The organism is Paraburkholderia sp. HD33-4 (assembly GCF_021390635.1).
Lineage (GTDB): Bacteria > Pseudomonadota > Gammaproteobacteria > Burkholderiales > Burkholderiaceae > Paraburkholderia.
This window is the reverse complement of sequence record NZ_JAJEJS010000001.1, coordinates 3,228,726-3,252,800: the sequence shown is the minus strand read 5'-3', so window position 1 is coordinate 3,252,800 and position 24,075 is coordinate 3,228,726. Positions and strand designations below refer to the sequence as shown.

The following is a 24,075-nucleotide window of genomic DNA, read 5'->3' as shown; positions in this document are numbered from 1 at the left end:
TCCGGCCCGACCGGTCGCAAGGACCGCGGCGTCGCGCTGCGGATGCGCCGGTCGCGCGAACTACGCGCCGGGCGCGGCCCGTTTGCCGCCCCCGTGTGGCCATCCCCGGGCCGCTTGCTTGTGGCAGTCCTTGCGACACGGCACAATTGCAACTCACTCGTCAGACGCTGCGCCTGCCCCATGCCGTTTAATTTCCCGATATTCCTGACCTGGTTGCGGATCGTGCTGATTCCGCTCGTCGTCGGTGTGTTTTATTTGCCCGACATGATGATGAGCCCCGCGCACCGCAATCTCGCGGCCGCGACGATCTTCATCCTGGCGGCGCTTACCGACTGGTTCGACGGCTATCTGGCCCGCAAATGGAATCAGACCTCGGCATTCGGCGCGTTTCTCGATCCGGTCGCCGACAAGCTGATGGTGACCGCGGCGTTGCTCGTGCTCGTGCAGCTCACGCGGATCGATTCGGCGATCGCGCTCGTGATCGTCGGACGCGAAATCGCGATCTCGGCGCTGCGCGAATGGATGGCGCAGATCGGCGCGTCGAAGAGCGTCGCGGTGAACTCGCTCGGCAAGTTCAAGACCGCTTGTCAGATGGTCGCGATTCCGATGCTGCTGTTCTATGGCCCACTGCCGCTCGGTGGCGGCGTGACGGTCGACACGCGCGTGTGGGGCCTGTGGCTGATCTATCTGGCCGCGTTCCTGACGATCTGGTCGATGCTGTACTACATGAAGCTCGCGTGGCCGCAGATTCGCGAGCGCGGCGGCATCGCGTGACGGTGTGAACAGAAGGGGCGCGCGGGCGCAAAAGTGTGTTCGAACCCGCGCTACTACGAGCGAAATATTTTCTTTAAAACAGATGGGCAAAAGGGGTTGACACGTTTCAGTCGATTCTCCATAATCTCGTTTCTCCGATGCACGCAGCGCGAAACACCGGAGACGCAGTAAAGCAGTAGCAGTAAATGCAGTACGACGCGGGAATAGCTCAGTTGGTAGAGCGCAACCTTGCCAAGGTTGAGGTCGCGAGTTCGAGCCTCGTTTCCCGCTCCAGTTTTCGAAGCATCGCGTTGTTTGGCGAAGTAAAAAACGCAGCGCGGTGTGAAGCAGTTCAATGCGGGAGTAGCTCAGTTGGTAGAGCGCAACCTTGCCAAGGTTGAGGTCGCGAGTTCGAGCCTCGTCTCCCGCTCCATACATCAGGGGAAGCAACGCTTCCCTTTTTGTTTGGAAGACCGGTCGTTCTGAACTTTCCAGAGCTTCGGTTCTTCTGGTGACCACCAGATAAATCTGCGAACCCGTGTCTAGGTTCCAGTCCGCTTGCGGCGCGATAGCAAAGCGGTTATGCAGCGGCCTGCAAAGCCGTTTAGGCCGGTTCGACTCCGGCTCGCGCCTCCAGTCTTTGATGTAAAGCAAAAGCCCCGACTTGTCGGGGCTTTTCTTTTTTCCGCTCATTTTTTTGCTGTCGTGGCCGGTGAGGTCGAGTGCAGCGTGAACGGCACGGATACGGGCGTGAACCGGCCCTTCGGGTTTCCATTGTCGCCGGGCAAGAGCTGGACCGTTGAATACGCCGGTCAGCATCCGAACCGGGTCTTCGCATTGCAGAAATGGAACTCGCAGTATCGGGTGGTCGGAACGGAAACCGTCGAAGTGCCCGCCGGCAAGTTCCAGCCGATCAAAATCGCAGCCGAAGGCGACTGGGTCGCGCAATTCGAGCCGCGCCAGACGGTCACGCAAGCCACCCAGGTCGAGCAGGGCGATACCGCGATGATCACGCATGCGCAGAAAATCGGTCCTGTTCAGGCGACCGGGCGCACATAGAAAGCGCTCTGGTATGTGCGGCAAGTAGGCCGTCGGGTGAAATAGGTGGAAGAGTATTACGGCAGCAATGGCGTGAGAAACGAGCGCTATACGACCGAACTCGAGTCGTTTAAAAAAGGCGGTCGATAGTCGGCGGTCAGCCGTTTGATGCATTCATTGGCGCATCGCTAATTATCGCGTTTGATTTTCGGCTCACGCCTGGCCAGCGCGTTCCGATAAATGGCGCGTGTGGCACGCTTGGCAGAATGGCAACGCACGCTGGCGCGCCGTATCGAAATCGGGCGATAGAATTGCGGCACCGTCATCGCCCGTTTTCCTTGAAGCCGCATGTATTTCCAACTCACCGGCACCCAGGTGCGCCTGCTCGGCTCGATGCATCTGTTTCCCGCGACGAGCCGTCGAACCCCGCCTTGGGTCGCCGAAGCCTATGACTGGGCTGACGCGCTCGTATTCGAGTCCGACCCAGCGACGATCCTGCCATTTCTCAAAGCCGACGCGCACTCCGACGCCGCGCAATTGCGGCCCCTGATGCGCGACGAAGCCTGGACGCAACTGCAGGCGCTATGGCCGACCGATGGTCTGCTCGCGCCGCTTGAAACACTGTGTCCGTGGGCCGCGCTGATCGTCGCGCCGACACTGCTGCAGCAGGTCGTCGAGGGTGTTGAGCCGCGCCTGCTGCGCTCGGCGCTTGCGCAGTCGAAGCCGTATCGCTATCTCGAGTCTGCGCACGACGTCGCAGTCGCGCTCGAATCGATTCCGCTCGAAGCCATTGCCGCCGCGCTCGATATGCTAATGGCCGATCGAGGCGAACCGCAGCGCACGCTCGAACGGATGCACGCGGCGTGGCTTGAGGGCGATCTGCACGCGATACAGCAAATCGCGGTCGAATCGCCGATGTTCAATCTGCCCGGCATCCGTCAGGCCATCCTCGACGTGCGCAATCGCGCGTGGGCCGTGCGGCTGAACGAATTGCTGGACGCGCGCGAGCGTACGCTGGTGGTCGTCGGCGCGCTGCATCTGTGTGGTCCCGACAATCTGCCCGACTGTCTCGCGCGACCCCTGCAAGCGGTGTTCTGAACTCGTGCGAGGCTTTCGCTGCCGAACGCAGCCGGTCGACCACCCGCACGACTGGCTGTTTCCGCCATTCCACGCTCCCGAATGCCGCTATACACTAACCGTTATCATTTGGATCATCCGACGCCCGCTGAGCTCACTCCATGCTTGTTCCACCGACGCCTAGCAATGAAAGCGCCCGTCTCGACGGATTGCACGCACTGCATATTCTCGACACCGCGCCGGAAGAGCGCTTCGATCGCCTGACTCGCCTCGCGCGGCGGCTTTTCGGTGTGCCGATAGCCGTAGTGAGTCTCGTCGATGCGAACCGGCAGTGGTTCAAATCGTGCATTGGCCTCGAGGCGAGCGAGACCTCGCGCGACGTGTCGTTCTGCGCGCACGCGATTCTCGGCGACGATATTCTCACGGTGCCCGACGCGCTCGCCGACCCGCGCTTCAGCGACAATCCGTTCGTCATCGACGAGCCGAAAATCCGTTTCTACGCAGGCTGCCCGCTGACGGTTTCGAGCGGCAGCAAGGTCGGCACGCTGTGTCTGATCGACACGAAGCCGCGCACGCTCGATGACGAGGATCGCGCGTTGCTGCGCGATCTCGCGCGCATGGCCGAGCAGGAACTCGTCGCGATCCAGCTTGCTACGCTCGACGACCTCACGCATCTGTCGAACCGGCGCGGTTTCGAAGTGCTCGCGCAACACGCGCTGAACGTCTGTAGGCGGATGGATAAGCCGGCGTCGCTGCTGTTCTTCGATCTGAACGACTTCAAGCAGATCAACGATACGCTCGGGCACGCCGAAGGCGACCGCGCACTGCAAGCGTTCGCCGAGGTGCTGCGCACCGCGCTGCGCGAAAGCGACGTGATCGGGCGGCTCGGCGGCGACGAGTTCGTCGCGCTGCTGACCGGCGCGACGAACTCGGAGACGCATGAGGTGACGCAGCGTCTCGGCCACCTGCTCGAGCAGCGCAATGCCGAGCGGCTGCGTGGCTACCAGATCCACTTCAGCGTGGGCCAGGTGACGTACGAGCCGACCAGTCACGGCACGGTCGCCGAACTGCTCGCGGCGGCCGATGCGGCGATGTACAGCCACAAGCAGGCTTCGAAGGCGCGCTCGTCGCAACGGCGCTGACGGGCTCCGATTTCAGCCGATTACCGGCCACTTTTCAACCAGTCCCAAGCCGACCCGCGCGATAGCCCGAGGCTGGCACGCGCGGCATAATTGCGGATTGTTCCGCGCTGTCGCGCATTGACCCTGAAAGCTCCCGATGACTGATTTGCAGCACACCGCCGCCGCGCGGCTCGCCCAACTCGAATGGCGCTGGAAGCCGTTCGTGGACCTGACGGGCGTCGAAGTCTATGAGATGCTGGCCGCCCGCAGCGGGGTGTTCGTCATCGAACAGAATTGTTTGTATGGCGATATCGACGGGCTCGACGTCGACGCCTGGCATCTGCTCGCGTATGGCACGTATGGCACCGGCGACGATGCGGCTGCGCCCCTCCTGGCCGGCTATCTGCGCGTGTTGTTGCCCGATGCGGCGGATGCCGACGTGCGCATCGGCCGGGTATTGACGACCGCGTCGTTTCGCGGCATCGGTCTCGGCAATGCGATGCTCGAACGCTCGCTCGCGCATATCCGGACGCAGTGGCCCGATACGCCGATCCGTCTGCACGCGCAGGCGCATCTGCAAGGCTTTTACGGCGCGTTCGGCTTCGAGCCGGTCTCGGAGATTCACGAGGAAGACGGCATCCCGCATGTGTGGATGCGCTCGCTCCGAGCTTGAACGGGTCAGCGGGGCCCGTTGGCGGTCGTCGATGCCGCATGCGTGAGCCCGCGCGCCGCTTTCACACGCCGCTCGGCGCGCAGGCGTCCGCGCGCCGATAGCCGCATCCAGTGACGCAGCGCGATCAGCGCGCCGATCACGCTCATCATCGAACCCGGAATCCATAACAGCAGCCCGCCGATCTGCTGATCGCGCATCGGGCTCAGCCACGTGAATGCGCGGCCGCAGATCGAATAGATCGGATACAGCTCGTGCGGCGTAAAGAAGATGAACGCGCCGAGGATGATCTGCGGCGGAATCGCCGCGATCACCACGAGCACGCGCTTGCCCGGCGACAGACGCGCGGGTGGCGCCGGACGCGGGTCGAGCACGAGCCACCAGAACAGCAGGCCGTCGATCGCCATGCTCCAGTTCATCACGCGATACAGCCGCCAGTCGAGCATCGCGACGAAATGGATCGGCGACAGCAGCCAGAAGTAGATCAGCCCGACGAACAGCGTGACCGCGACGACCGGATGCATGACGACATCAAGCACCTTGCGCACGAGCGGTGTTTGCAGTGCGGGCCGCACGAAGCGCCGTCGCCAGCGCAACGGAATGCCCGCGCGCAACGCCGTGCCCGGATACGACAGCGCAATGAAGAACGGCCCGAGATGATGCAGCACCAGATGCTGCAAGCGATGCATGAAGAACTCATGCTCGAAGAAATAATCGAGCCGCGTATGCAGTACGACATACAGCGCGACCAGCCCGAACCAGAACGACAGTCGCCGCGCGAACGACAACCGCGCCTTGCGCGCGCCGCGCACGAACAGGATCGCGGGGATCAGCAGCGCGATCACGACGGTCGGCGAAAACTCCCAGGGATCGAGCCAGTAGAGCAGGTTCATGGCGATGGCGTGTGCGGTGGCGGCGGTCCGTGGTGCCGCTTACTTGGTCTGGCCCGGCGACTTGACCGCGAACGGCGCGCTCAGCGTTTCGCCATCGGAGAACTTCAGCGTCAGATGCACGGTGTCGCCCGGCGCGACCTTGTGCTTCGCGTCCTCGAGCATCACGTGATAGCCGCCCGGCGCGATCGCGACCTGGCCATGCGCGGGCACCGTCAGCTTGTCGACCATCACCATCTTCTGCGTCGAACCGTTCGACACCGTTTGATGCAGCATCGCGTCGCCGTAGTCGTCGCTTGAGATATCGACGAGGTCGATCGGTTTGTCGCTCGCGTTGACGAGCGTCGCGTAGCCGGCCGCGGGCAGGTTGTTCGGCAGCCAGCGCACCCACGCGTCCTTGACGCTGATCGCATGAGCGTCAGCCGCCTGCGCGGCCGAGGCGATACCGAACGACAGCGCGAAGGCGCCGGCCAATGAAGCGAACGTTTTGAGCTTGATCGTCATGATGGGATCGATTGGGATCGGATAAGAATCAGGATTGGTCGTCGATGATGCGGCGCAGGTCCTGCGCGATCGCATCGGGGGTGTCGTGATCGGTGGCGAGCAGGCGAGCGTGGCCCAAGGCGTCGAACACATAGACGGCGGAGCTGTGTGTGACCTCGTAGTTGCCGTTCGGGTCGCGCTTTTCCATCTGATAAGCGACACGATAGCGCTTCGCCAGCGACTCGATCTGCCAGTCTGTGCCGGTCAGCCCTTCGGCGTGCTGTGCGTCGAACGCGCCGACGTAGTCGTGCAACGCCCGCGGCGTGTCGCGCGCGGGATCGACGGTGATGAACAGGATGCGCACTTTCTGCGCATCGGGGCCGAGCTTGCCGAGCACCTGCATCAGGCGGCCCATCGTTTCGGGACAGACGTCTGGGCAATGCGTGTAGCCGAAGTAGACCAGCGACGTGCGGCCCTTGAACGAGGCGGCGTTCACGGGACTGCCGGTGTCGTCGGTCAACGTGAAGTCCAGATCCGGCAGGTGACCGGTCACGTTGGTCAATTGCCACGGCTCGGCGCGTTGCGTGCAGCCGCTCAGCGCGGCGAGCGCGACCAGCGTACCCAGCGCCGCTGTGGCCGCAAACCGGCGTGCCACCCCGTGCATCAACCGATGCACGTGTCGCTCGGGTCGTGAGCGGGACAGGTTCGACTTGGGGGGTAGTGGCGGGAGGATCGGGAACAAAGCAGGGTTCAATGACTCGATTGAAGAGCAGGCGGCACGAATCGATGGAGCAGGGGGGGGCCGCACCGTCGCCCGATCATGCCGCGCAAGATTCGCGCGCGACACGCGATTGAGCGACAGCATGCAACGATGTCCATCGTGCCGACGGTCCGCGTGGCAGCGACTGTAGCGCAAAATTGGCGCCAGCGTCGCGCGGCGCGCCGGGCGCACGATTTGCGAGTCAATTTGACGCAGCTGGCTGAAAGCTCGGTGAAGCCCGATCGTTGCGCTTTTGAACGCAATCGACCCAAGCGGGCGGACAGACCGCCCATCGGGCTTGAGTCCAGGCTTACTTTCTCGAAAAATTGACGGATGCGCGGTAAGATGCGCACACTTTTCCGGCCATAGAAGGCTGAAAGGCGAACCCAGGCGATGCAAGCACTTCCGGCTGTTCTGTCTCCGAGCGAGACGGCATTTTTCTTCGATTTCGACGGCACGCTCGTCGAACTCGCCCCCACGCCGGACGGCGTGCTGGTGCAGCCGCGCGTGATCGACCTGCTGCGCGAACTGCGCAGCCTGACGAATGGCGCGGTCGCGGTGGTGTCGGGGCGCGGCATCGACAGCATCGACAGCTTTCTCGGCATGCCCGATCTGCCGGTCGCCGGTCTGCACGGCGCGGAGCGTCGCGATGCCAATGGCGACACGCAGCGCATCGGCTTTCACGACGAGCGCCTGTTGCGCATGGAGCAGGTGCTCGCGCAGGTCGTCAACGAACATCCGGGCATGCTGCTCGAGATCAAGGGCGCGGCGCTCGCGCTGCACTACCGCAATGCGCCGGACCGCGAGCCGGTCGCGCGCGAGGCGACCGAGCGGCTCGTCGCCGATTACCCCGCGTCATACGTGCTGCAGCCCGGCAAGATGGTCTACGAGATCAAGCCGAAGGACGTCGACAAGGGCCGCGCGACGCGCGCGTTCCTCGACGAACTGCCGTTCACCGGCCGCACGCCGATATTCGCAGGCGACGATCTGACCGACGAGAAGGGCTTCGCGGTCGTCAACGAGCGTGGTGGTCTGTCGATCAAGGTCGGCGCGGGCGAAACGATGGCGCGCACCCGTGTCGAATCGGTGTCGTCACTGCTCGACTGGCTCGAGACGATTGTCGCGGCGGCACGCGGCGCATGACGCCGGCGCCCAGTTCGACGAAAACAACATACTGCATCGGGAATCGCGCCTCATGAGCCGACTGATCATTGTTTCGAATCGGGTGGCGCCTATTTCGGAGGGCGGCCCGGCTGCGGGCGGTCTGGCGGTCGGCGTGTACGACGCGCTGAAGGAGACCGGCGGCATGTGGTTCGGCTGGAGCGGCGATGTGCTCACCTCCGGCCACCCGCAGATCAAGGTCGAGGAGCGCGGTCCGGTGACCTTCGCGACCGTCGCCTTGATGCGTCGCGATTACGACCAGTACTACCGCGGTTTCTCGAACGCGACGCTGTGGCCCGCGTTCCACTATCGAACCGACCTGCTGCATTACGACCGGCACGACTTCGAAGGCTACGGCCGCGTCAACGCGTGGCTCGCGCAGCAACTGGTGCCGCTGTTGCGCGAAGACGATGTGATCTGGGTGCACGACTATCACCTGATCCCGTTCGCGCAGGCGCTGCGCTCGGCAGGCGTGAAGAACCGCATCGGTTTTTTTCTGCACATTCCGTTTCCGGCCTCACAGGTGCTGCTGACGGTGCCGCCGCATCGCGAGCTCGTCGAGGCGCTGTGTTCGTTCGACCTGCTCGGTTTCCAGACCGGCCCCGATCTGCGCGCGTTCTGCGATTACGTGATCAACGAAGGCGGCGGCACGATCGACGCGTCGGCGAAAGGGCCGCTCACCGTGCATGCGTTCGGCCGCACGCTGCGCGCGTCGGCGTATCCGATCGGCGTCTACCCGGACGAGATCGCCGAGCTCGCCAAAGCGGGCGAGCGCGGCAAGCCGGTGCGCACGATGAAGGCGACGCTGCATTCGCGCAAGCTGATCATGAGCGTCGACCGGCTCGATTATTCGAAGGGGCTGGTCGAGCGATTCCGCGCGTTCGAGCGCCTGCTCGAACATTCGGCCGCGCAACGCAACAAGGTGTCGTTCCTTCAGATCGCACCGCCGACGCGCGCCGACTTGCACGCGTATCAGGACATCCGGCTGCAGCTCGAAGGCGAATCGGGACGGATCAACGGACGTTTCGCCGAGCTGGACTGGACGCCGATTCTGTACATCCATAAGCAGTACGAGCGCTCGGTGCTGGCGGCGCTGTTCCGCACCGCGCACGTCGGCTATGTGACGCCGTTGCGCGACGGCATGAACCTCGTCGCGAAGGAATATGTGTCGGCGCAGGATCCGGACAATCCGGGCGTGCTCGTGCTGTCGCGCTTCGCGGGCGCGGCGCAGGAGCTCGATGGCGCGCTGATCGTCAACCCGGTCGATATCGACGGCATGGCCGAAGCGCTCGCGCGGGCGCTCGGTATGCCGCTCGCCGAGCGCCAGGCGCGCTATCGCGACATGATGGCGCAGCTGCGCGAGAACAACGTGTCGGTGTGGCGCGATAACTTCATGCGCGATCTGCAGAGCGTCGATGGCGCGAAGCGCGCCAGAAGCGGGAAGGCGCGCGCGGCTGCGGGTGCGGCGGGTACCGCGAGGAAGAGGGCGGCGCGCGAGAGTGTGACCGGCTAAGCCAGCCGCAAGCCGGACAGCAAAAAGCCGCTCCGGGGAGCGGCTTTTTTTCGTGCGATGGGCAGCGCGTGGACGCTGCGTGACTCAGGCCACGTGCTGTTCGTCGACCTTCTTACCGCCGACATGCAGCGTCTGGCCCTTGCCATATTGCTTCGCGAGCAGGTCGCGATAGAGGCCCGGGCGCTGGCGGAGTTCTTCCGGCGAGCCGTCGTCGATCACCTTGCCGGCGCTCATCACGATGATCCGGTCGAAGTTGTTCAAGGTCGACAGACGGTGCGCGATCGCGATCACGGTACGGCCGACCATCAGCCGGTCGAGCGCCTTCTGGATCGCTTCTTCGGACGCGCTGTCTAGCGCGGAGGTGGCTTCGTCGAGCAGCAGGATCGGCGCGTTTTTCAGAATCGCGCGCGCGATCGCGATGCGTTGGCGTTGGCCGCCCGATAGCTTCACACCGCGGTCGCCGACGATCGTGTCGTAGCCTTCCGGCATCGCTTCGATGAAGTCCGCGCAACGTGCCTCGCGCGCGGCGGCGAGCACTTCCTCGCGGCTCGCGTCCGGGCGGCCGTAGGCGATGTTTTCGTACACCGTGCGATGGAACAGCGAAATGTCCTGGGGCACCAGCGCGATCGCGTGGCGCAGGCTGTCCTGGGTAATCGACGCGATGTCCTGGCCGTCGATCTTGATCGCGCCACCCTGGGTCTCGTAGAAGCGCTGCAACAGCGCGAGGACGGTCGATTTGCCGGCGCCCGACTTGCCGATCAGGCCGACGCGTTGTCCCGGTTCGATATTGAGGTCGAAGTGATCGAGAATCGGCCGACGGCGCGGATAGGCGAACGTGACGCCATCGAACGCGACGCGGCCGCCCTGCGGCACGAGTTCGGTCGCGTCGTCGCGATCGGGCATGCCGTGCGGTTCCAGCAGCGTGCGCACGGCTTCGGCGAGTCGCGCGACGTGCTGGGTGACGTCGACGAGTGCGACCGCCAGATCGCGCGTGCCGTGGAGGATCGTGAAGCCGAGCGAGCTGACGAGCACGATGTCGCCCGAGGTCGCGCGGCCCTGGTCCCACAGCCACAGCGCCCAGCCGAGCAGGCCGGCCGACAGCATCGCGGTGATCACGGCATGCAGCAGCCGCAGCTTTTCCAGATACAGCAGGCTTTGCTGGCGGGCGTCCATCTCCGACTTGACCGTCGACGCGAAGCGCCCCTGCTCGCGAAACGTCATGCCGAACGCGCGCACGAGGCCCATGTTGCTGATCACGTCGACGAGCTCGCCGTCGACCGATGCCGCCTTGGTCGCGAAATTATGGTGGCGCGCGGAGCCGCGGCCCGCCAGCTTGTACAGCACGACCGACAGGATCGCCGAGCACAGCATCAGGCCGGCGGCCATCAGCGGGTTCACCGAGATGATCATCACGATCGCGCCGAGCACCGCGATGCACGGCGGCAGCACGTTCCACGCGGTGGTGTTTTCGGCGGTGTAGACGGCGTTCGAGGTCGCGGTGATGCGGCTTGCCAGCATGCCGGGCTGCTTTTCGGCGTAGTACGTCGGCGAGTGGCCGCTCAGGTACTGGAACAGGTCGCGCCGCAAATCGCCTGTCACGGCGACGAACGTGTGCGCGGCGAACCAGCCGCCGACCCGCCACAACAGGTTGTCGGCCGCGATCAGGCCGACGAGGATCGCGAATGCGCCCCACAGCGGCCCCGGATGATGGCGGCCGCCGCTGAGCACGTCGATCAGATGTTTGATCGCGTATTGCGAAGCGAGTGCACAGCCCACGGCCGCAAACACGCTGCACAACACGATCGCATGCGCGACCGGATGGCGGCGGATAAAGCGGAAGAGAAACGCAAGCGGCCGGTGCGCATAGCTCGCGAGCTTTGCGTTCTGGGCGTTACGCTGGGCGATGGTCAAGTGTTCCAATTGAGCTGAGATCGATGTGTTTCGGGTTGTGCATGCAAGGCGCGGACCACACGGACAAGCATGTCTCTCCGCGAAGCCGATGCTTCGCATTGTAAACATGCAATGACGATTGCGCCCTGTGTATCCGGGCTTTGACGCGATTGATTTCGCGATGGACCTCCGCGATCTGCGTCGTCTCGACGCACCAACCGGCGGGCGATTCAGGCAGATTGCGGAAAATTTCGAGATATAATTACAAATTGCATTCAACCGCGCCGCGGCAATTTTGCAATTCCTACCGGCAAGGTCGATGCACGAGAGCTCACGGACACGGTAACGCCGTGCCTCGCGCAACCTCGTGGACACTGTAGAACTGTCTTTGAAAACAAGGGTTTGCAAAGTGTTTCGCGTTTGTAACAACGTAAAGACTTTGAAATGCCGTGGTGCGGCAACAATTCGGGCACCGATAATGCGTGCTCGTTAGCCCGGCAAAATTTCTGACAGTTTGTCAACGTAGGTGCACGGTGCGCGTTTACTCGCACATGCGCAGACACTGATCCACTTGTCTGGGCTCGTTACCCAAGCGATCCATCGCAGGATTTCTCGAAAGAATCAGGCCCGCGCCGGCATCTCCGGCCAGACTGCCCTGGCGAGCAAGCGAGTCGCTTTTTCCAAATGCAGTACTTTTGCCTGATTTTTTACTAGGAGTTCGTCAATATGCGAATCGCTCAAATCGCTCCGCTGCACGAGGCGGTTCCTCCCAAGCTGTACGGTGGTACGGAACGCGTGGTGTCCAATCTGACCGAGGCGCTGGTCGAGCTGGGCCACGACGTCACGCTGTTTGCAAGCGGTGATTCGCAAACCTCGGCGAAGCTCGAAGCTTTCTGGCCGCAGGCGCTGCGCCTCGACCCGACGATCCGCGACGTGATGGCGCCGCACATGCTGCTGCTCGAAGAAGTGCGCCGCCGCGCGGACGAATTCGATGTGCTGCACTTCCACATCGACTACTACCCGTTCTCGCTGTTCGCGCGTCAGCCGGTGCCGTTCCTGACCACGATGCACGGTCGTCTCGATCTGCCGGAACTGCAGCCCATCTTCAATACGTTCAAGGACGTGCCGGTCGTATCGATTTCCGACAACCAGCGCATCCCGCTGCAACAGGCGAACTGGCTGCAAACCGTCTACCACGGTCTGCCGGAAAACGTGCTCACGCCGATCCCCGACGTCGAACCGGGCTACCTCGCATTCCTCGGCCGTGTCTCGCCGGAGAAGGGTCTCGACCGCGCGATCCGCATCGCCGGCCAGGCAGGCATGAAGCTCAAGGTCGCCGCCAAGATCGACAAGGCCGACCGTGCTTACTACGAAGAAGTGATCAAGCCGCTGATGGCGCTCCCGCACGTCGAGTACATCGGCGAAATCGGCGAAGCCGAAAAGCGTGAGTTCCTCGGCAACGCGCATGCGCTGGTGTTCCCGATCGACTGGCCGGAGCCGTTCGGCCTCGTGATGATCGAAGCAATGGCTTGCGGTACGCCGGTGATCGCGTTCAACCGCGGTTCGGTGCCGGAAGTGATCGAAAACGGCGTGTCGGGTTTCGTCGTCGAAGACGAAATCAGCGCGGTCGCGGCCATCAAGCGTCTGCACACGCTGCCGCGCGCTGGCGTGCGCAAGGCGTTCGAAGCACGTTTCTCGTCGAAGGTGATGGCGCAGAACTACGTCGCCACCTACGAAGAACTGCTGCGCCGCAAGCATCGCACGGTGCTGCGCGAAGTCAACGCAGGCTGATCGAAGGTTGATTCGCCGAACGTGATTCGCCTCAGCTGATCCGCAGTAAATAAAAAGCTGGCAGCAGGAGCGCGTTGTACGCTTCCTTCGCTGCTCTTGACGCCCCGTTGGCACGTCGCCGGCGGGGCGTTGTTGCATGCGCGCCGCATTTTTCGTCGGCGCGCAACGGAAAATACGGGATTCCGCGCGGCGCGAACGAGCCAGTCTCGGTAATATCCCTATAATGGCCGTGCCGCAAAATGGGCTGCGGCGCCGCCGACGACAGGAGGATGCCTTGCCGAGAACGAAAGAGACGCGTGCGAACGCGGCGCCCGGCGCCGGAACGATTTTTACGTTACGCGCCATCGGTCTCGTGCTCGCCGCCCGCTGGTTTTTTTCGATGTCCCAGATGAACCTGAGCACCGCGCTGACCGCGATGGCGTCGTCACCTTGGGCGTGTATCAACCTCGTCTTCCTGTTCCTGCTGATCTTCCTGCCGGGCGCGCGCGCCGTCGCCGAGCGTCCGTTTCATCCGCTGCCGCAATGGCTGCGTCAGGCGTTGCGCCTGTTCGCGTTCCTCGGTTTTCTGTTTGCGCTTTGGTCGGTCGGTGCGTTCGTCGCGAGCGCCGGCTGGCGTCGCGCGATGCAGGCGGTCGCGGCCACCAACGGCTGGCTCGTTGCGGCGCCGGTGCTGTATGCGATCGTCCTGTGGATCTGCCGGCCGCTGCCGCTGTGGCGCACCAATGTGGCGGCGCGGCGCTTTGCCATCGGCCGCTACGCGGTGTCGCTCGATCCGGTGACGCGCACCGTGGTTGTCTGGGCTGAGCGCCGCAAGGTCGGGCAATACGATGCGCGCGAATTGTCGGTGCGCTGGGCTAATGGACCGGACGTGCGCGCGACACCGGCGCCCACGCCCGCGGTTGCGTTCGGTGCGGCGGGCGAGGCCGGCGCATCAGCGGCGCCGATGGCGTCGGTCGCGGCGCCCTCGCTTGCGCGCAGCGCGTTCGGCGTCCGTCCGAAGGTCGAGCTGCTGTGGGATTCGCCGGCCGCCGCGGGTCATAACCGGCAGACCGTTTTCCGCGCCGCGCTGACGACCGAAGGCGATCGCGTCGCCGCCCGCGCGCTCGACACGACGCTGCGCCAGGTCTGACGCTGCACGTTTTGTGCTATCGCTCAAATCGCGTGGCCGATGCACGCATCCCGAAGCGAAGCTTCGTCGATAATGCAATCAAGGCGCCCGGCCTGCAGGCGGGCGAGTGGGACACTCATCGATCGTATCGCGTCTTTCGCAGGAGTCGCCATGCTGGTTCGCTGGTTGCTTGCCGCCCTTCATCTGCTCGCTTATGGCTTTGCGCTCGCGTCGATTCTCAGACGCACGTGGTCGCTGCGTCGCGCGTCGGTGCCCGCCGCATTGCGTTCGGTGTTCCGCGCCGATTCACGCTGGGGCATCGCCGGACTGGTGCTGATCGTGACCGGCCTGATGCGCGTGTTCGGCAGCTATGACAAGGGCGCCGACTACTACCTGCACGAGCCGCTCTTTCACGTGAAGATGGCTTTGCTGGTGTTGATCCTGATCCTCGAAGTGCCGACGATGCTCGGCCTGATGCGCTGGCGCGCGTCGATCCGCAGCGGCGCGCCGCCGAATCTGAAGAAGGCGCGTTCCTACGCGCATTTCAATGTGATCCAGACCGTGCTGCTGGTTCTGATGGTGTTTGCCGCGACCGGTATGGCGCGCGGCATCGGGCTGCCCGCCGGCGTGGTGTAGGGCGGCGGACGTTCTATTCCCGCGGATGGGTGGCCTCAGATGTGGCGCCGCTGGCCACGTCGGCCAGTGCACCCCTGTGTCGCGCTAGCCGACCAGCAAGCCGGAATCGTCGACCCGGTCGGCTTTGACCTTTGCCGTTTCGCGCGCGAGTTCCGGTTCGCCGAGACCCTTGATCAACTCCAGCGCCTGACGCTCGAACAGGCGACGGTACAGTCCGTTGTCGCGTTTGATCAGCGCGTCGTGGCTACCTTCCTCGATCACCTTGCCCTTGTCGAGCACCAGCAGCCGGTCGAGCGCGCGAACCGTCGACAGCCGATGCGCGACCACCAGCGTCGTGCGCCCCTGCATCAACCGCTCCATCGCGCGCTGGATCAGCACTTCGCTTTCGCTGTCGAGGCTCGACGTCGCTTCGTCGAGAATCAGGATCGGCGCGTCGGCGAGAAACGCCCGCGCGATCGCGACACGTTGGCGCTCGCCGCCCGATAGCTTGATGCCGCGTTCGCCGACCAGCGTGTCGTAGCCGTTCGGCAGCGCGGAGATGAAGTCGTGCGCGCTCGCGAGCCGCGCGGCCCGCTCGATGTCGGCGCGGCTCGCGCCGGGCCGTCCATACGCGATGTTCTCGGCAAGCGAGCGGTGAAACAGCACCGGTTCCTGCTGCACGATCGCGATCTGGCTGCGCAGCGACGTCTGCTGGACCTGCGCAATGTCCTGACCGTCGATCGTGATCCGGCCGCCCGAAATGTCGTGAAGGCGCTGGATCAGCTTGATGAAGGTCGTCTTGCCCGAGCCGGAATGACCGACCAGCCCGACGCGCTCGCCCGGCGCGATGCGTATCGAGAAGTCGTCGTAGAGGGGCCGGCTGTGCGCGCCATAGTGAAACGACACGTGCTCGAAGCGGATCTCGCCGTTGCGGATCGCGATCGGGCCGGCGCCGGGACGATCCTCGATGCCAAGCGGCTGGCTCTCGAGCGACACCAGCTCCTCCATGTCGTTGACCGAGCGCTGCAGGTTGCGGATGTGCATGCCGATGTCGCGCAGATAGCCTTGCAGCATGAAGAACATCGTCAGCGCGAACGTGATGTCGCCCACGCTCGCTTCGCCGCGCGCCCACAGCAGCAGCGCCACGCCGAGAATCGCGGCCTGGATCGCGGCCAGCATGCCGCCCTGGAGTCCGCCGTTGAGCGTGCCGCGCACCCACGTGCGGCGCGTGCGCTGCCGCCACCTGCCGATCACGTGCGCGAGCCGCGCTTCCTCGCGCGCCTCCGCGCCGAAAGCCTTGACGACGCCGTTGCAGCTGACCGCATCGGCGAGCGCACCGCCCATGCGCGTATCCCACGCGTTCGCGAGACGCGCGGACGGTGCGACGAAGCCGAGCGACACCGTTACGGTCACACCGATGTACAGCAGCGAGCCGATGCCGACGACGACGCCCATCATCGGCCAGCGCCAGCCGAGCAACGTGGTCGCGCCGACCAGCATCACGAGCGATGGCAGCAGCGCGATCAGCAGCGTGTCGTTCAGCAGGTCGAGCGCCCACATGCCGCGCGTGATCTTGCGCACGGTTGAGCCGGCGAAGCTGTTGGCGTGCCAGTCGGTCGAAAAGCGCTGCACTCGATGAAACGCGCGCACGGCGATCTCGCTCATCATCTTCAGCGTGAAACGGATGATGTTGAAGTACACACCCTGGCGCAGCAGTGTCGCGGTGAGCCCGAGCGCGGCGAGCGCGCCGAAGGCTTCGAGCGCGTGATGCCAGACGGGCGCCGACGACGCCGGACCGGACGCGATGGCGTCGACGAGACGTCCGGCGAAGACCGGCGTCAGGATGTCCGCGCCCGCCGTGAACAGCGCGAGTGCCGCAATCACGACGATGCGCCACGGCTGTTGTGCCCAGTGACGGAAGGTGAAGCCGAGGACATCCTTGAAGGCTTGTCCGCGAAAGTCGAGTTTTCTGTTAGCCATTTGCTTTCGACCCGGCGACGCACGAGCGCGCCGAGGTTCCAGTCAGAAGCGAAAAAGAGTAGACAGCCAGCGAATGCCGGAACGCGCGCGGGACCGCGCGAAAAAATGCGACAGCAAACAACGGCAACGGAACAACGGACTGTCGGGGATGAATGCGGCGCGCCTGTCGAGGCGGCGTTGCACCAGCTACGACGCTGCGGCTTTCAAGGTCGCATCGTTCGTGGCGGACGGGCCTGCGGTCGTGGGACCATGCGAGGGAACGCGCGCTGCACAGCGAACATGTGGCGCCTCCCTGAGATGGTTCAAGATGGAGAAACCGGACGGAGCCGGACCGGGCGAATACCCGTCTGCCGAATATAGCAACAGAGCGGGGGGCTCGCCAACCTACGGAACGACGTGGTTCTACAGCCAGCGGTACCCTGCATGGGCACGCGCGATGTAGCGCCGGACAATAGAAAAAGGGCTTACGCATTGCTGCGTAAGCCCTTTTGTCTTCGGTGATCGACACACCAAGAATCTGGTGGGTAGTACTGGGATCGAACCAGTGACCCCTGCCGTGTGAAGGCAGTGCTCTACCGCTGAGCTAACCACCCGAAGAGATTGAGATTATGTCAGGGAATATAGGGTTCGTCTAGTCTTTTTTAAGCAGTTTGCTCATCAGTTGCTGGTGCGGGTTCAAGGCGCCACACGCTCGCGCCTTTGATCTCTTTGTCGAGAGTGTCGAGCACGGCTTCGTGCGCGGCGCTTTCATCGTCGCTCGCGGCGATCACGACCAGCTCCAGCGAGTCGAGCGCCACTCGCGGCGCATGCGTATCGCCGCCGGCCTGCGCTTCGCCGAGCATGTCGATGACGAGGCTTTCCTGGCCGCGCGTCATCGACAGATAGACTTCGGCGAGCAGTTCCGAGTCGAGCAGCGCGCCGTGCAGCGTACGGTGCGCATTGCTGATGCCGAAGCGGTCGCACAGCGCATCGAGCGAATTGCGTTTGCCGGGGAACATCTGCTTGGCTTGCGCGAGCGTGTCGATGATCTCGCCGCAGTGCGTGCTCACCGGCGGCAGACCGAGCAGCGCGAACTCGGCGTCGAGAAAGCCGATGTCGAACGGCGCGTTGTGGATGATCAGGTCCGCGTCCTGGATGAAGTCGCGGAACTGGTCGACGATCTCGCCGAACTTCGGCTTGTCGCTCAAAAACTCCGTGGTCAGCCCGTGCACTGCGAGCGCGCCCGGATCGCTGTCGCGCTCGGGATTGATATAGAAGTGCAGGTTGTTGCCGGTCAGCCGGCGGTTCACCAGCTCGACGCACCCGAGTTCGAGAATCCGGTCGCCGCCGCGCGGGTTCAGGCCGGTAGTTTCGGTATCGAGGATCAGTTGACGCATGTCGGATTAGCCTGCTTCGAAAAATATTGCAGAAAGGAAGCGAAGAGGGCGGCGCGCGTCGTTGCCGATGCGCGCAGGCCGTTTACATTTCGGCGAGCGACGCCACGCCGCGGTTGGCCAACTGATCGGCGCGTTCGTTTTCCGGGTGGCCGTTGTGGCCGCGCACCCAGCGCCATTCGATCTCGTGTTGCGCGACGAGCGCGTCGAGCCGCTTCCACAGATCGGCGTTCTTGACCGGCTGCTTCGCCGCGGTGACCCAGCCTTTTTTCTTCCAGCCGTGAATCCACTCGCTGATGCCCTTCTGCACGTATTGCGAATCGGTGTGGACGATCGCCTTGCACGGGCGCTTCAACGCCTCGAGCGCGGAAATCACGCCCATCAGCTCCATGCGATTGTTGGTCGTGTTGGCTTCGCCGCCGAACAGTTCTTTTTCCTGGCTGCCGAAGCGCAGCAACGCGCCCCAGCCGCCGGGGCCGGGATTGCCCTTGCAGGCGCCGTCGGTATAGATGTCGATGTGATCCGGAGTCATTCGGTATGGTTACGTGTGTTCGGGGTGGCGGCGGGCGTGAGGCCTGCCGCTAGCACGGGTTTTTTCACTTTGAGCGGCCCGACGAGACGCATGCCGCGCACGCGCTTGATCGCCTTGATCATGTAGGTGGCGCCGAAAATCGGCCACCAGCGGTCGCCGGCGGCTTCCATGAAGCCATAGCGCGCGAGCCATTGATCGCTCGCGAGCGGCGGACGATAGCAGCCGAAGCGCCCGCGTTCAAGGTCGAAGCCGAGCAGCTTGATCCAGTCCTTCAGACGCGTGAACGCGATCAGGTCGACGGCCGAGGGTACGAACGGGCGTCCCGTCATCTTGCCGATCGACTGCCTCACGCCCCACAGCGACAACGAGTTGAAGCCGAGGATGATCAATTGGCCTTCGGGAACCAGCACGCGTTCGGCTTCGCGCAGCAGCCGATGCGGGTCGCTGGTGAATTCGAGCGTGTGCGGCATCACGAGCAGGTCGACGCTCTGCGCTTCGATCGGTAGATCGAGCAAATCGCACCAGACCGCGCTGCGTCCGGCTGGCGCGTGCAGGCCGGGGGCGGCTGGCGCGGCGTTGGCTGGAATCTCGCCGCCAGCGTTGCCCGCGCCGCTAATGTCGCTCACGCTGCCACGACGTGCCGATCGCGGATAGGTGTACGGTGCGCTCGCGCCGCTCGCTGCGTCGAGCAAGAGGCCGCGGCACGGCATGCGGTTCTCGCGCAGCGCGTCGAGCTGCGGCAGGCCGAGTTGCAGCGCATGATAGCCGAACACGTCCGACACCACGCGATCGAGCTGGGTTTGCTCCCAGTCGAGCACGTAGCGGCCTGGCGGCGAATCGGTCCAGGCGGGCCAGTCTATAATCGCTCGGTCAGTCATATTAAAAATGCGTCGCCTATGAATGCGCTCGAGTACGTACCGGTCCCGGCGTTTGAAGACAATTACATCTGGGTCATTGCCGACGGACATCACGCGGTCGTCGTCGATCCGGGCGAAGCCGCCCCTGTGCGCGCCTGTCTGGCCCAACGAGGCTGGCGGCTGAGCGCTATTTTACTCACGCACCATCATCAAGACCACGTCGGCGGGGTGGCCGATCTGCTGAACGGCCAGGACGTTCCGGTCTACGGCCCCGCCGGCGAAGCGATCGCGCGTCTGACACATCGTCTCAAAAGCGGCGATCACGTGACGATCGCGGCACCCGCGCTCGAATTCAGCGTGCTCGAGGTGCCAGGTCATACCAGCGGACACATCGCCTATTTCCAGGCGGGCGATTCACGCGGCACGCCGCACGTGTTTTGCGGCGACACGCTGTTCGCGTGCGGTTGCGGGCGCCTCTTCGAAGGCACGGCGCAGCAGATGCTGAACTCGCTCGATGCGCTCGCCGCGCTGCCCGGCGCAACCGAAGTGCATTGCGCGCACGAATATACGCTGTCGAACATTCGCTTTGCGCTCGCTTGCGAGCCACACAACGTCGCGTTGCAGGCATGGCGTGACAAGGCGAACGAACTGCGTGCCCGCCACCAGCCGACGCTTCCGACCACGATCGCGCACGAGCGCGCGGTCAATCCATTTCTGCGCGCAGGCGAGCCGGCGATCCAGTCGAACCTCGAAGCACAATTGCACGAAACGGTGTCTGATCGGCTGAAGGCCTTCACATTGATGCGTGAATGGAAGAACCGTTTCCGTTGATCCGGAGCGCATTCGGCGGTTCTTCACGCGATGAATCGGAAAAATTCGCCAAGCCCCAGATTTGGTTGATTTTTTTCGCAATATTCCAATTGACGGAAACGTTGACGTTTCGTACTATCGGCTGCAAATTCCAGCCCTTGTGGAAACCGAGACGTTCATGCGATTTATCTTAAGTGCGTTATTGGTCCTGACACTCGCCGCGTGCGCGAGTCAGGGACCGATGACGAATAACGCCACCAGCCAGCAAGCCGTAGCCGACGCCCTTCGCAAGAACGCCACCGCTAAAGAAACCATCAACGTCGATCAGGGCTCCGTCAATCAGTTGACGAGCCAGGACGCCGATCTGTGGGGCCGCATTCGCCGCGGCTTCCAGATGCCGGACCTGCAGAGCGACCTCGTCGACATGCAGCTCAACTGGTATCTGCAGCGTCCCGATTATGTACAGCGCATGACCGAGCGCTCGCAGAAATACCTGTATCACATCGTCGAGGAGCTCGAGTCGCGCCATATGCCGACCGAGCTCGCGCTCCTGCCGTTCATCGAGTCCGCATATAGCCCGCAGGCTTTGTCGGTCGCCAAGGCTGCGGGTATGTGGCAGTTCATGCCGGGTACGGGCCGAACCTATAACCTGAAGCAGAACATGTGGCAGGACGAGCGCCGCGACGTGCTCGCGTCGACCAGTGCCGCGCTCGACTACCTGTCGAACCTGCACGACATGTTCGGCGACTGGCAACTCGCGCTCGCCGCGTACAACTGGGGCGAGGGCAACGTGCAGCGCGCGATCGCGCGCAACGAGGCGGCGGGTTTGCCGACCGACTACATGAGCCTGCGTCTGCCGAACGAAACGCGCAACTACGTACCGAAGCTGCAGGCGGTCAAGAACCTCGTGATGAACCCGCAGATGTATGGGCTCACGCTGCCGGCCATTCCGAACCACCCGTACTTCGTGACGGTCACGACCTCGCACGACATCGACGTCGATGTCGCCGCGCGGCTCGCCAACATGTCGACGGACGAGTTCCGTTCGCTGAACCCGTCGTTCAGGAAGCCGGTGATTCTCGGCGCAACGCAGCCGCAGATTCTGTTGCCCTTCGACAACGCGTCCGCGTTCGAGCGCAATCTGAAAGCGTACTCCGGCTCGCTATCGTCCTGGACCACCTACACGGTCGACGAACGCGCGACGCCGGCTGCGATCGCACAGAAGATCGGCGTCGACCCCGACACGCTGATGGAAGTGAACAAGATTCCGGTCGGCATGCGGCTGAAGCCGGGCTCGACGATCGTCGTGCCGCGCGGCTCGGACGACGACGAGGACATCAGCGCCGACGTCGCCGAAAGCGCGGTGCTCGCGATGGAGCCCGATGTTCCCGACACGCGCAAGATGCTGATCCGCGTGCGCCGCAATCAGTCGATGGCCGCCATCGCGCTGCGCTACGGCGTGTCGGTCGGTCAATTGAAGGCATGGAACAAGACCCATCGCGATCAGGTTTCGCGCGGTCAGGTGATCGTGCTGCACGTGCCGGTCGGCAAGCCGGTTCCGAGCGAGCCAGGTCCGGAAAAGATCGCCGCCGACGTGCAAGGCGGCAGTGTGCAGAAGATCGGCGTCCATGTCGCAGACACACGTGCCGATTCGCGCTACGATAAAAAGAAGGGGCGCGGCCACTCTGCCATCGTCAAGGTGTCCGAGCCGGGCGGCAAGAGTGACAAGCCGGCGGCGCCCGTTGCCAGCAAGGGGAAGGTCGAGAAGGTGTCGGCCTCGGTGCCCGGCAAGGCGTCGAAGGCCACGGCAGAGAGCCGCCCGAAGACCGTGACCAACGCGAAGAAGAAGGGTAAATAGACCAATAGCGGCTCCCACGGTAGTGACCACATGCGTTGCGGGGGCAGCGCATGGATTGCGCTCCGATCACACACCGTGTTCATCCAACGCCGTCACCTCAGGGTGACGGCGTTTTTCATTGCGCCGACGATTCCTGCGCGTTTGCGGTATTTACTTTATTGTTCGTGCTGCGGTCGCGTTGGCCGTGGGGAGCCGTCGTGTCCCGAACCGTCCGACCCTCAGACCAGGTTCTTGAGGCCATTTCCAGGCTTACTTCCTGATTTATGTCGTCGACCCAACTGCGCGTCTTTCTGCTTTTCTCCGCCGGCTACTTCGTTTCCTATGTGTTTCGCGGCGTCAATCTTGGTTTCGCGCCGTTCATCACGCGCGATCTCGGGTTGTCCGCCGCCGATCTGGGTGTGCTGACGAGTCTGTATTTCCTCGGTTTCGCGGGCGCGCAGATCCCCGCCGGCGTACTGCTCGACCACTTCGGCGCGCGTCGCGTGACGGCCGCCACGCTGCTCTTTGCCGCGCTCGGCATCTTGGTATTCGGCGCCGCGCACAGTCTCGGCATGATGATGGTCGGGCGACTACTGATCGGGGTTGGCGTGTCGGTGTGCCTCGGCGCCGCGTTCAAGGCGCTCGCGCAGCATTTTCCGGTCGCGCGTCTGCCGTTGATGAACGGGCTGGTCATGGCGATCGGCGGTTTCGGCGGCGTGATGGTCGGCTCGCCGCTCACGTGGGTGCTCGGTTTCTCCAGTTGGCGTTCGGTCTGCGTCGGGCTCGGTGTGCTGACGGTGGTGGTCGCTCTCGCGCAATGGACGCTCGCGCCCGACGCGCGCGAAACGCATCGCCAGGCGAGCCTCGTCGCCCAATTCAAGGGCACGTGGCACATCCTGCGCAGCGCGGCGTTCTGGAAAATCGCGTCGTTCTCGGTCGTCACGCAAGGCGTCTTTTACGCGATGCAGTCGTTGTGGGTCGGAGCATGGCTACGCGATGTACAAGGCTTCGAGCCGCACGAGGCGGCGGCGCTCGTGTCGATCCTCGGCTTCGCGATGATGGCCGGCTGCGTCGGTTTCGGCGCGGCGGCGCGCAGCCTCGAGCGGCGCGGCATCTCGCTGTACGCGTTCTGCGGCATCGGCATGGCGCTGTACGTGCTGACGCAGATGCTGATCATGTTCAACGCGCCGTTGCCGGCGAGCCTGTTGTGGGCCGCCTATGGGATCTTCGGCGGCACTGGCATTCTGAGCTACGCGGTGATGGCGCGGCATTTCCCGCCGCAGATGATCGGCCGGGTCAACACGACACTGACGCTGATTATTTTTCTGCTGATCTTCGGTTTTCAGATCGGCGTTGGCGCGGTGCTGTCGCACTGGCCGGCGAGCGGCGGGCATTATCCGGCGCTCGCGCATCTGACCGCGTGGGAAATCCTCGTCGCGTTGCAGGTGCTGAGTGCGATCTGGTACGTATTGCCGGGGCGCCAGCTTGCCCGGTCGGCCGAGATGGGTGCGGAACAGGAGGCGTGAGCGGCCGCGCGGTGGGTTTCGCTTCGGAGGGCGGGGCGTCACGGGTGATCCGTCCCCGTCAACATCGTGCGCACTGACCGCATAAGTTAGCCAGGCAAGTCCCTCGCGACGCCGCTTGGCAAGGCTTTGACCCTGCGCCATGCATGTCGCCCCAAGTCCGCGTCCTATCTCAGATTTGGAGGGAAGGGCCGTTTCAGGCTATAATTTCAAGGTTTGAGCTTATCAACCCGCACCCTAGCGCCTACCTCCCCCATACCGTTCATCCGCCGCGCGCCATTGGCGTAGCAAGA

21 protein-coding genes and 4 tRNA genes are annotated in these 24,075 nt (G+C 63.8%); 16 read left to right on the top strand and 9 right to left on the bottom strand.

The window, feature by feature from the left end; all coding sequences use genetic code 11:
• The first annotated feature begins 180 nt into the window (after positions 1 to 180).
• The 8 genes from pgsA (at position 181) to L0U84_RS14355 (ending at position 4,662) form a co-directional block, all read left to right on the top strand.
• A complete protein-coding gene (pgsA, locus tag L0U84_RS14390) occupies positions 181 to 774 on the top strand; it encodes a CDP-diacylglycerol--glycerol-3-phosphate 3-phosphatidyltransferase (protein ID WP_233850699.1) in 594 nt (197 codons plus the stop codon).
• A gap of 197 nt (positions 775 to 971) precedes the next feature.
• A tRNA-Gly gene (locus tag L0U84_RS14385) sits at positions 972 to 1,047 on the top strand.
• Between the two features lie 63 nt (positions 1,048 to 1,110).
• Positions 1,111 to 1,186: transfer RNA gene (locus tag L0U84_RS14380), tRNA-Gly, on the top strand.
• A 129-nt stretch (positions 1,187 to 1,315) separates the two neighbouring features.
• Positions 1,316 to 1,389: transfer RNA gene (locus tag L0U84_RS14375), tRNA-Cys, on the top strand.
• A gap of 93 nt (positions 1,390 to 1,482) precedes the next feature.
• Positions 1,483 to 1,812: a hypothetical protein gene (locus L0U84_RS14370; protein WP_233850697.1), complete on the top strand. Its 330-nt coding sequence runs from the start codon at positions 1,483 to 1,485 to the stop codon at positions 1,810 to 1,812.
• Positions 1,813 to 2,139: 327 nt separating this feature from the next.
• Entirely contained in the window at positions 2,140 to 2,889 is a 750-nt protein-coding gene (locus L0U84_RS14365) for a TraB/GumN family protein (protein ID WP_233850695.1), read from the top strand.
• A 140-nt stretch (positions 2,890 to 3,029) separates the two neighbouring features.
• Positions 3,030 to 4,010, top strand: a complete 981-nt coding sequence (locus L0U84_RS14360; RefSeq protein ID WP_233850693.1) for a GGDEF domain-containing protein — start codon at positions 3,030 to 3,032, stop codon at positions 4,008 to 4,010.
• Positions 4,011 to 4,146: 136 nt separating this feature from the next.
• Positions 4,147 to 4,662, top strand: a complete 516-nt coding sequence (locus tag L0U84_RS14355) for a GNAT family N-acetyltransferase (protein ID WP_233850692.1) — start codon at positions 4,147 to 4,149, stop codon at positions 4,660 to 4,662.
• A 5-nt stretch (positions 4,663 to 4,667) separates the two neighbouring features.
• Here L0U84_RS14355 and L0U84_RS14350 read toward each other — a convergent pair whose 3' ends face one another.
• From L0U84_RS14350 to L0U84_RS14340, 3 genes are read right to left on the bottom strand one after another with little or no spacing between them, the layout of a single operon-like run.
• Positions 4,668 to 5,552 (bottom strand): cytochrome c oxidase assembly protein, encoded by an 885-nt coding sequence (locus L0U84_RS14350; RefSeq protein WP_233850690.1) that lies wholly within the window; start codon positions 5,550 to 5,552, stop codon positions 4,668 to 4,670.
• Between the two features lie 39 nt (positions 5,553 to 5,591).
• Positions 5,592 to 6,053, bottom strand: a complete 462-nt coding sequence (locus L0U84_RS14345; protein ID WP_233850688.1) for a copper chaperone PCu(A)C — start codon at positions 6,051 to 6,053, stop codon at positions 5,592 to 5,594.
• Between the two features lie 28 nt (positions 6,054 to 6,081).
• On the bottom strand, positions 6,082 to 6,696 hold the full coding sequence (locus L0U84_RS14340) for an SCO family protein (protein WP_233852026.1): 615 nt from the start codon (positions 6,694 to 6,696) through the stop codon (positions 6,082 to 6,084).
• A gap of 489 nt (positions 6,697 to 7,185) precedes the next feature.
• Here L0U84_RS14340 and otsB point away from each other — a divergent pair, with 489 nt between their 5' ends.
• Entirely contained in the window at positions 7,186 to 7,935 is a 750-nt protein-coding gene (gene otsB / locus L0U84_RS14335; RefSeq protein WP_184006249.1) for a trehalose-phosphatase, read from the top strand.
• Positions 7,936 to 7,987: 52 nt separating this feature from the next.
• On the top strand, positions 7,988 to 9,466 hold the full coding sequence (gene otsA, locus L0U84_RS14330; RefSeq protein ID WP_233850686.1) for an alpha,alpha-trehalose-phosphate synthase (UDP-forming): 1,479 nt from the start codon (positions 7,988 to 7,990) through the stop codon (positions 9,464 to 9,466).
• A gap of 84 nt (positions 9,467 to 9,550) precedes the next feature.
• Here otsA and L0U84_RS14325 read toward each other — a convergent pair whose 3' ends face one another.
• Positions 9,551 to 11,386, bottom strand: a complete 1,836-nt coding sequence (locus L0U84_RS14325; protein ID WP_233850684.1) for an ABC transporter ATP-binding protein — start codon at positions 11,384 to 11,386, stop codon at positions 9,551 to 9,553.
• A 696-nt stretch (positions 11,387 to 12,082) separates the two neighbouring features.
• On the opposite strand from L0U84_RS14325, the gene L0U84_RS14320 reads away from it, so the two are divergent.
• The 3 genes from L0U84_RS14320 (at position 12,083) to L0U84_RS14310 (ending at position 14,891) form a co-directional block, all read left to right on the top strand.
• Positions 12,083 to 13,147 (top strand): glycosyltransferase family 4 protein, encoded by a 1,065-nt coding sequence (locus tag L0U84_RS14320; RefSeq protein WP_233850682.1) that lies wholly within the window; start codon positions 12,083 to 12,085, stop codon positions 13,145 to 13,147.
• Between the two features lie 274 nt (positions 13,148 to 13,421).
• Positions 13,422 to 14,276: a hypothetical protein gene (locus L0U84_RS14315; protein ID WP_233850680.1), complete on the top strand. Its 855-nt coding sequence runs from the start codon at positions 13,422 to 13,424 to the stop codon at positions 14,274 to 14,276.
• Between the two features lie 150 nt (positions 14,277 to 14,426).
• Positions 14,427 to 14,891: a DUF2214 family protein gene (locus tag L0U84_RS14310; protein WP_233850678.1), complete on the top strand. Its 465-nt coding sequence runs from the start codon at positions 14,427 to 14,429 to the stop codon at positions 14,889 to 14,891.
• Positions 14,892 to 14,975: 84 nt separating this feature from the next.
• Here the strand turns inward: L0U84_RS14310 and L0U84_RS14305 are convergent, their stop codons facing one another.
• The 5 genes from L0U84_RS14305 to L0U84_RS14285 form a co-directional block, all read right to left on the bottom strand.
• The gene (locus tag L0U84_RS14305) at positions 14,976 to 16,850 is read right to left on the bottom strand and encodes an ABC transporter ATP-binding protein (protein ID WP_233850676.1); all 1,875 of its coding nucleotides are present in this window, start codon (positions 16,848 to 16,850) and stop codon (positions 14,976 to 14,978) included.
• A gap of 518 nt (positions 16,851 to 17,368) precedes the next feature.
• Positions 17,369 to 17,443: transfer RNA gene (locus L0U84_RS14300), tRNA-Val, on the bottom strand.
• A 48-nt stretch (positions 17,444 to 17,491) separates the two neighbouring features.
• Positions 17,492 to 18,226, bottom strand: coding sequence for a DNA polymerase III subunit epsilon (gene dnaQ / locus L0U84_RS14295; protein ID WP_233850674.1), 735 nt, complete (start codon positions 18,224 to 18,226; stop codon positions 17,492 to 17,494).
• An 82-nt stretch (positions 18,227 to 18,308) separates the two neighbouring features.
• Positions 18,309 to 18,755, bottom strand: a complete 447-nt coding sequence (gene rnhA, locus L0U84_RS14290; protein ID WP_184028269.1) for a ribonuclease HI — start codon at positions 18,753 to 18,755, stop codon at positions 18,309 to 18,311.
• A complete protein-coding gene (locus L0U84_RS14285) occupies positions 18,752 to 19,633 on the bottom strand; it encodes a class I SAM-dependent methyltransferase (protein WP_233850672.1) in 882 nt (293 codons plus the stop codon). The genes rnhA and L0U84_RS14285 overlap by 4 nt, the downstream gene beginning before the upstream one ends.
• A gap of 18 nt (positions 19,634 to 19,651) precedes the next feature.
• On the opposite strand from L0U84_RS14285, the gene gloB reads away from it, so the two are divergent.
• From gloB to L0U84_RS14270, 3 genes are all read left to right on the top strand, one after another.
• Positions 19,652 to 20,443 carry a hydroxyacylglutathione hydrolase gene (gloB, locus tag L0U84_RS14280; RefSeq protein WP_233850671.1) on the top strand — a complete coding sequence of 264 codons (792 nt, stop codon included), beginning with the start codon at positions 19,652 to 19,654 and terminating at the stop codon, positions 20,441 to 20,443.
• Positions 20,444 to 20,600: 157 nt separating this feature from the next.
• A complete protein-coding gene (locus tag L0U84_RS14275; protein WP_233850670.1) occupies positions 20,601 to 22,280 on the top strand; it encodes a transglycosylase SLT domain-containing protein in 1,680 nt (559 codons plus the stop codon).
• Between the two features lie 263 nt (positions 22,281 to 22,543).
• A complete protein-coding gene (locus L0U84_RS14270; protein WP_233850669.1) occupies positions 22,544 to 23,785 on the top strand; it encodes an MFS transporter in 1,242 nt (413 codons plus the stop codon).
• Positions 23,786 to 24,075: the final 290 nt, after the last annotated feature.

Bases quoted from the DNA above. Each gene is read 5' to 3' on its own strand.
- L0U84_RS14365 (WP_233850695.1), top strand. From the start codon at position 2,140: ATGTATTTCCAACTCACCGGCACCCAGGTGCGCCTGCTCGGCTCGATG.
- L0U84_RS14305 (WP_233850676.1), bottom strand. From the start codon at position 16,850: ATGGCTAACAGAAAACTCGACTTTCGCGGACAAGCCTTCAAGGATGTC.
- L0U84_RS14275 (WP_233850670.1), top strand. From the start codon at position 20,601: ATGCGATTTATCTTAAGTGCGTTATTGGTCCTGACACTCGCCGCGTGC.
- L0U84_RS14320 (WP_233850682.1), top strand. From the start codon at position 12,083: ATGCGAATCGCTCAAATCGCTCCGCTGCACGAGGCGGTTCCTCCCAAG.
- pgsA (WP_233850699.1), top strand. From the start codon at position 181: ATGCCGTTTAATTTCCCGATATTCCTGACCTGGTTGCGGATCGTGCTG.
- otsB (WP_184006249.1), top strand. From the start codon at position 7,186: ATGCAAGCACTTCCGGCTGTTCTGTCTCCGAGCGAGACGGCATTTTTC.
- L0U84_RS14355 (WP_233850692.1), top strand. From the start codon at position 4,147: ATGACTGATTTGCAGCACACCGCCGCCGCGCGGCTCGCCCAACTCGAA.
- L0U84_RS14310 (WP_233850678.1), top strand. From the start codon at position 14,427: ATGCTGGTTCGCTGGTTGCTTGCCGCCCTTCATCTGCTCGCTTATGGC.
- L0U84_RS14350 (WP_233850690.1), bottom strand. From the start codon at position 5,552: ATGAACCTGCTCTACTGGCTCGATCCCTGGGAGTTTTCGCCGACCGTC.
- L0U84_RS14345 (WP_233850688.1), bottom strand. From the start codon at position 6,053: ATGACGATCAAGCTCAAAACGTTCGCTTCATTGGCCGGCGCCTTCGCG.
- otsA (WP_233850686.1), top strand. From the start codon at position 7,988: ATGAGCCGACTGATCATTGTTTCGAATCGGGTGGCGCCTATTTCGGAG.
- L0U84_RS14360 (WP_233850693.1), top strand. From the start codon at position 3,030: ATGCTTGTTCCACCGACGCCTAGCAATGAAAGCGCCCGTCTCGACGGA.
- rnhA (WP_184028269.1), bottom strand. From the start codon at position 18,755: ATGACTCCGGATCACATCGACATCTATACCGACGGCGCCTGCAAGGGC.
- L0U84_RS14340 (WP_233852026.1), bottom strand. From the start codon at position 6,696: ATGCACGGGGTGGCACGCCGGTTTGCGGCCACAGCGGCGCTGGGTACG.
- dnaQ (WP_233850674.1), bottom strand. From the start codon at position 18,226: ATGCGTCAACTGATCCTCGATACCGAAACTACCGGCCTGAACCCGCGC.
- gloB (WP_233850671.1), top strand. From the start codon at position 19,652: ATGAATGCGCTCGAGTACGTACCGGTCCCGGCGTTTGAAGACAATTAC.
- L0U84_RS14270 (WP_233850669.1), top strand. From the start codon at position 22,544: ATGTCGTCGACCCAACTGCGCGTCTTTCTGCTTTTCTCCGCCGGCTAC.
- L0U84_RS14285 (WP_233850672.1), bottom strand. From the start codon at position 19,633: ATGACTGACCGAGCGATTATAGACTGGCCCGCCTGGACCGATTCGCCG.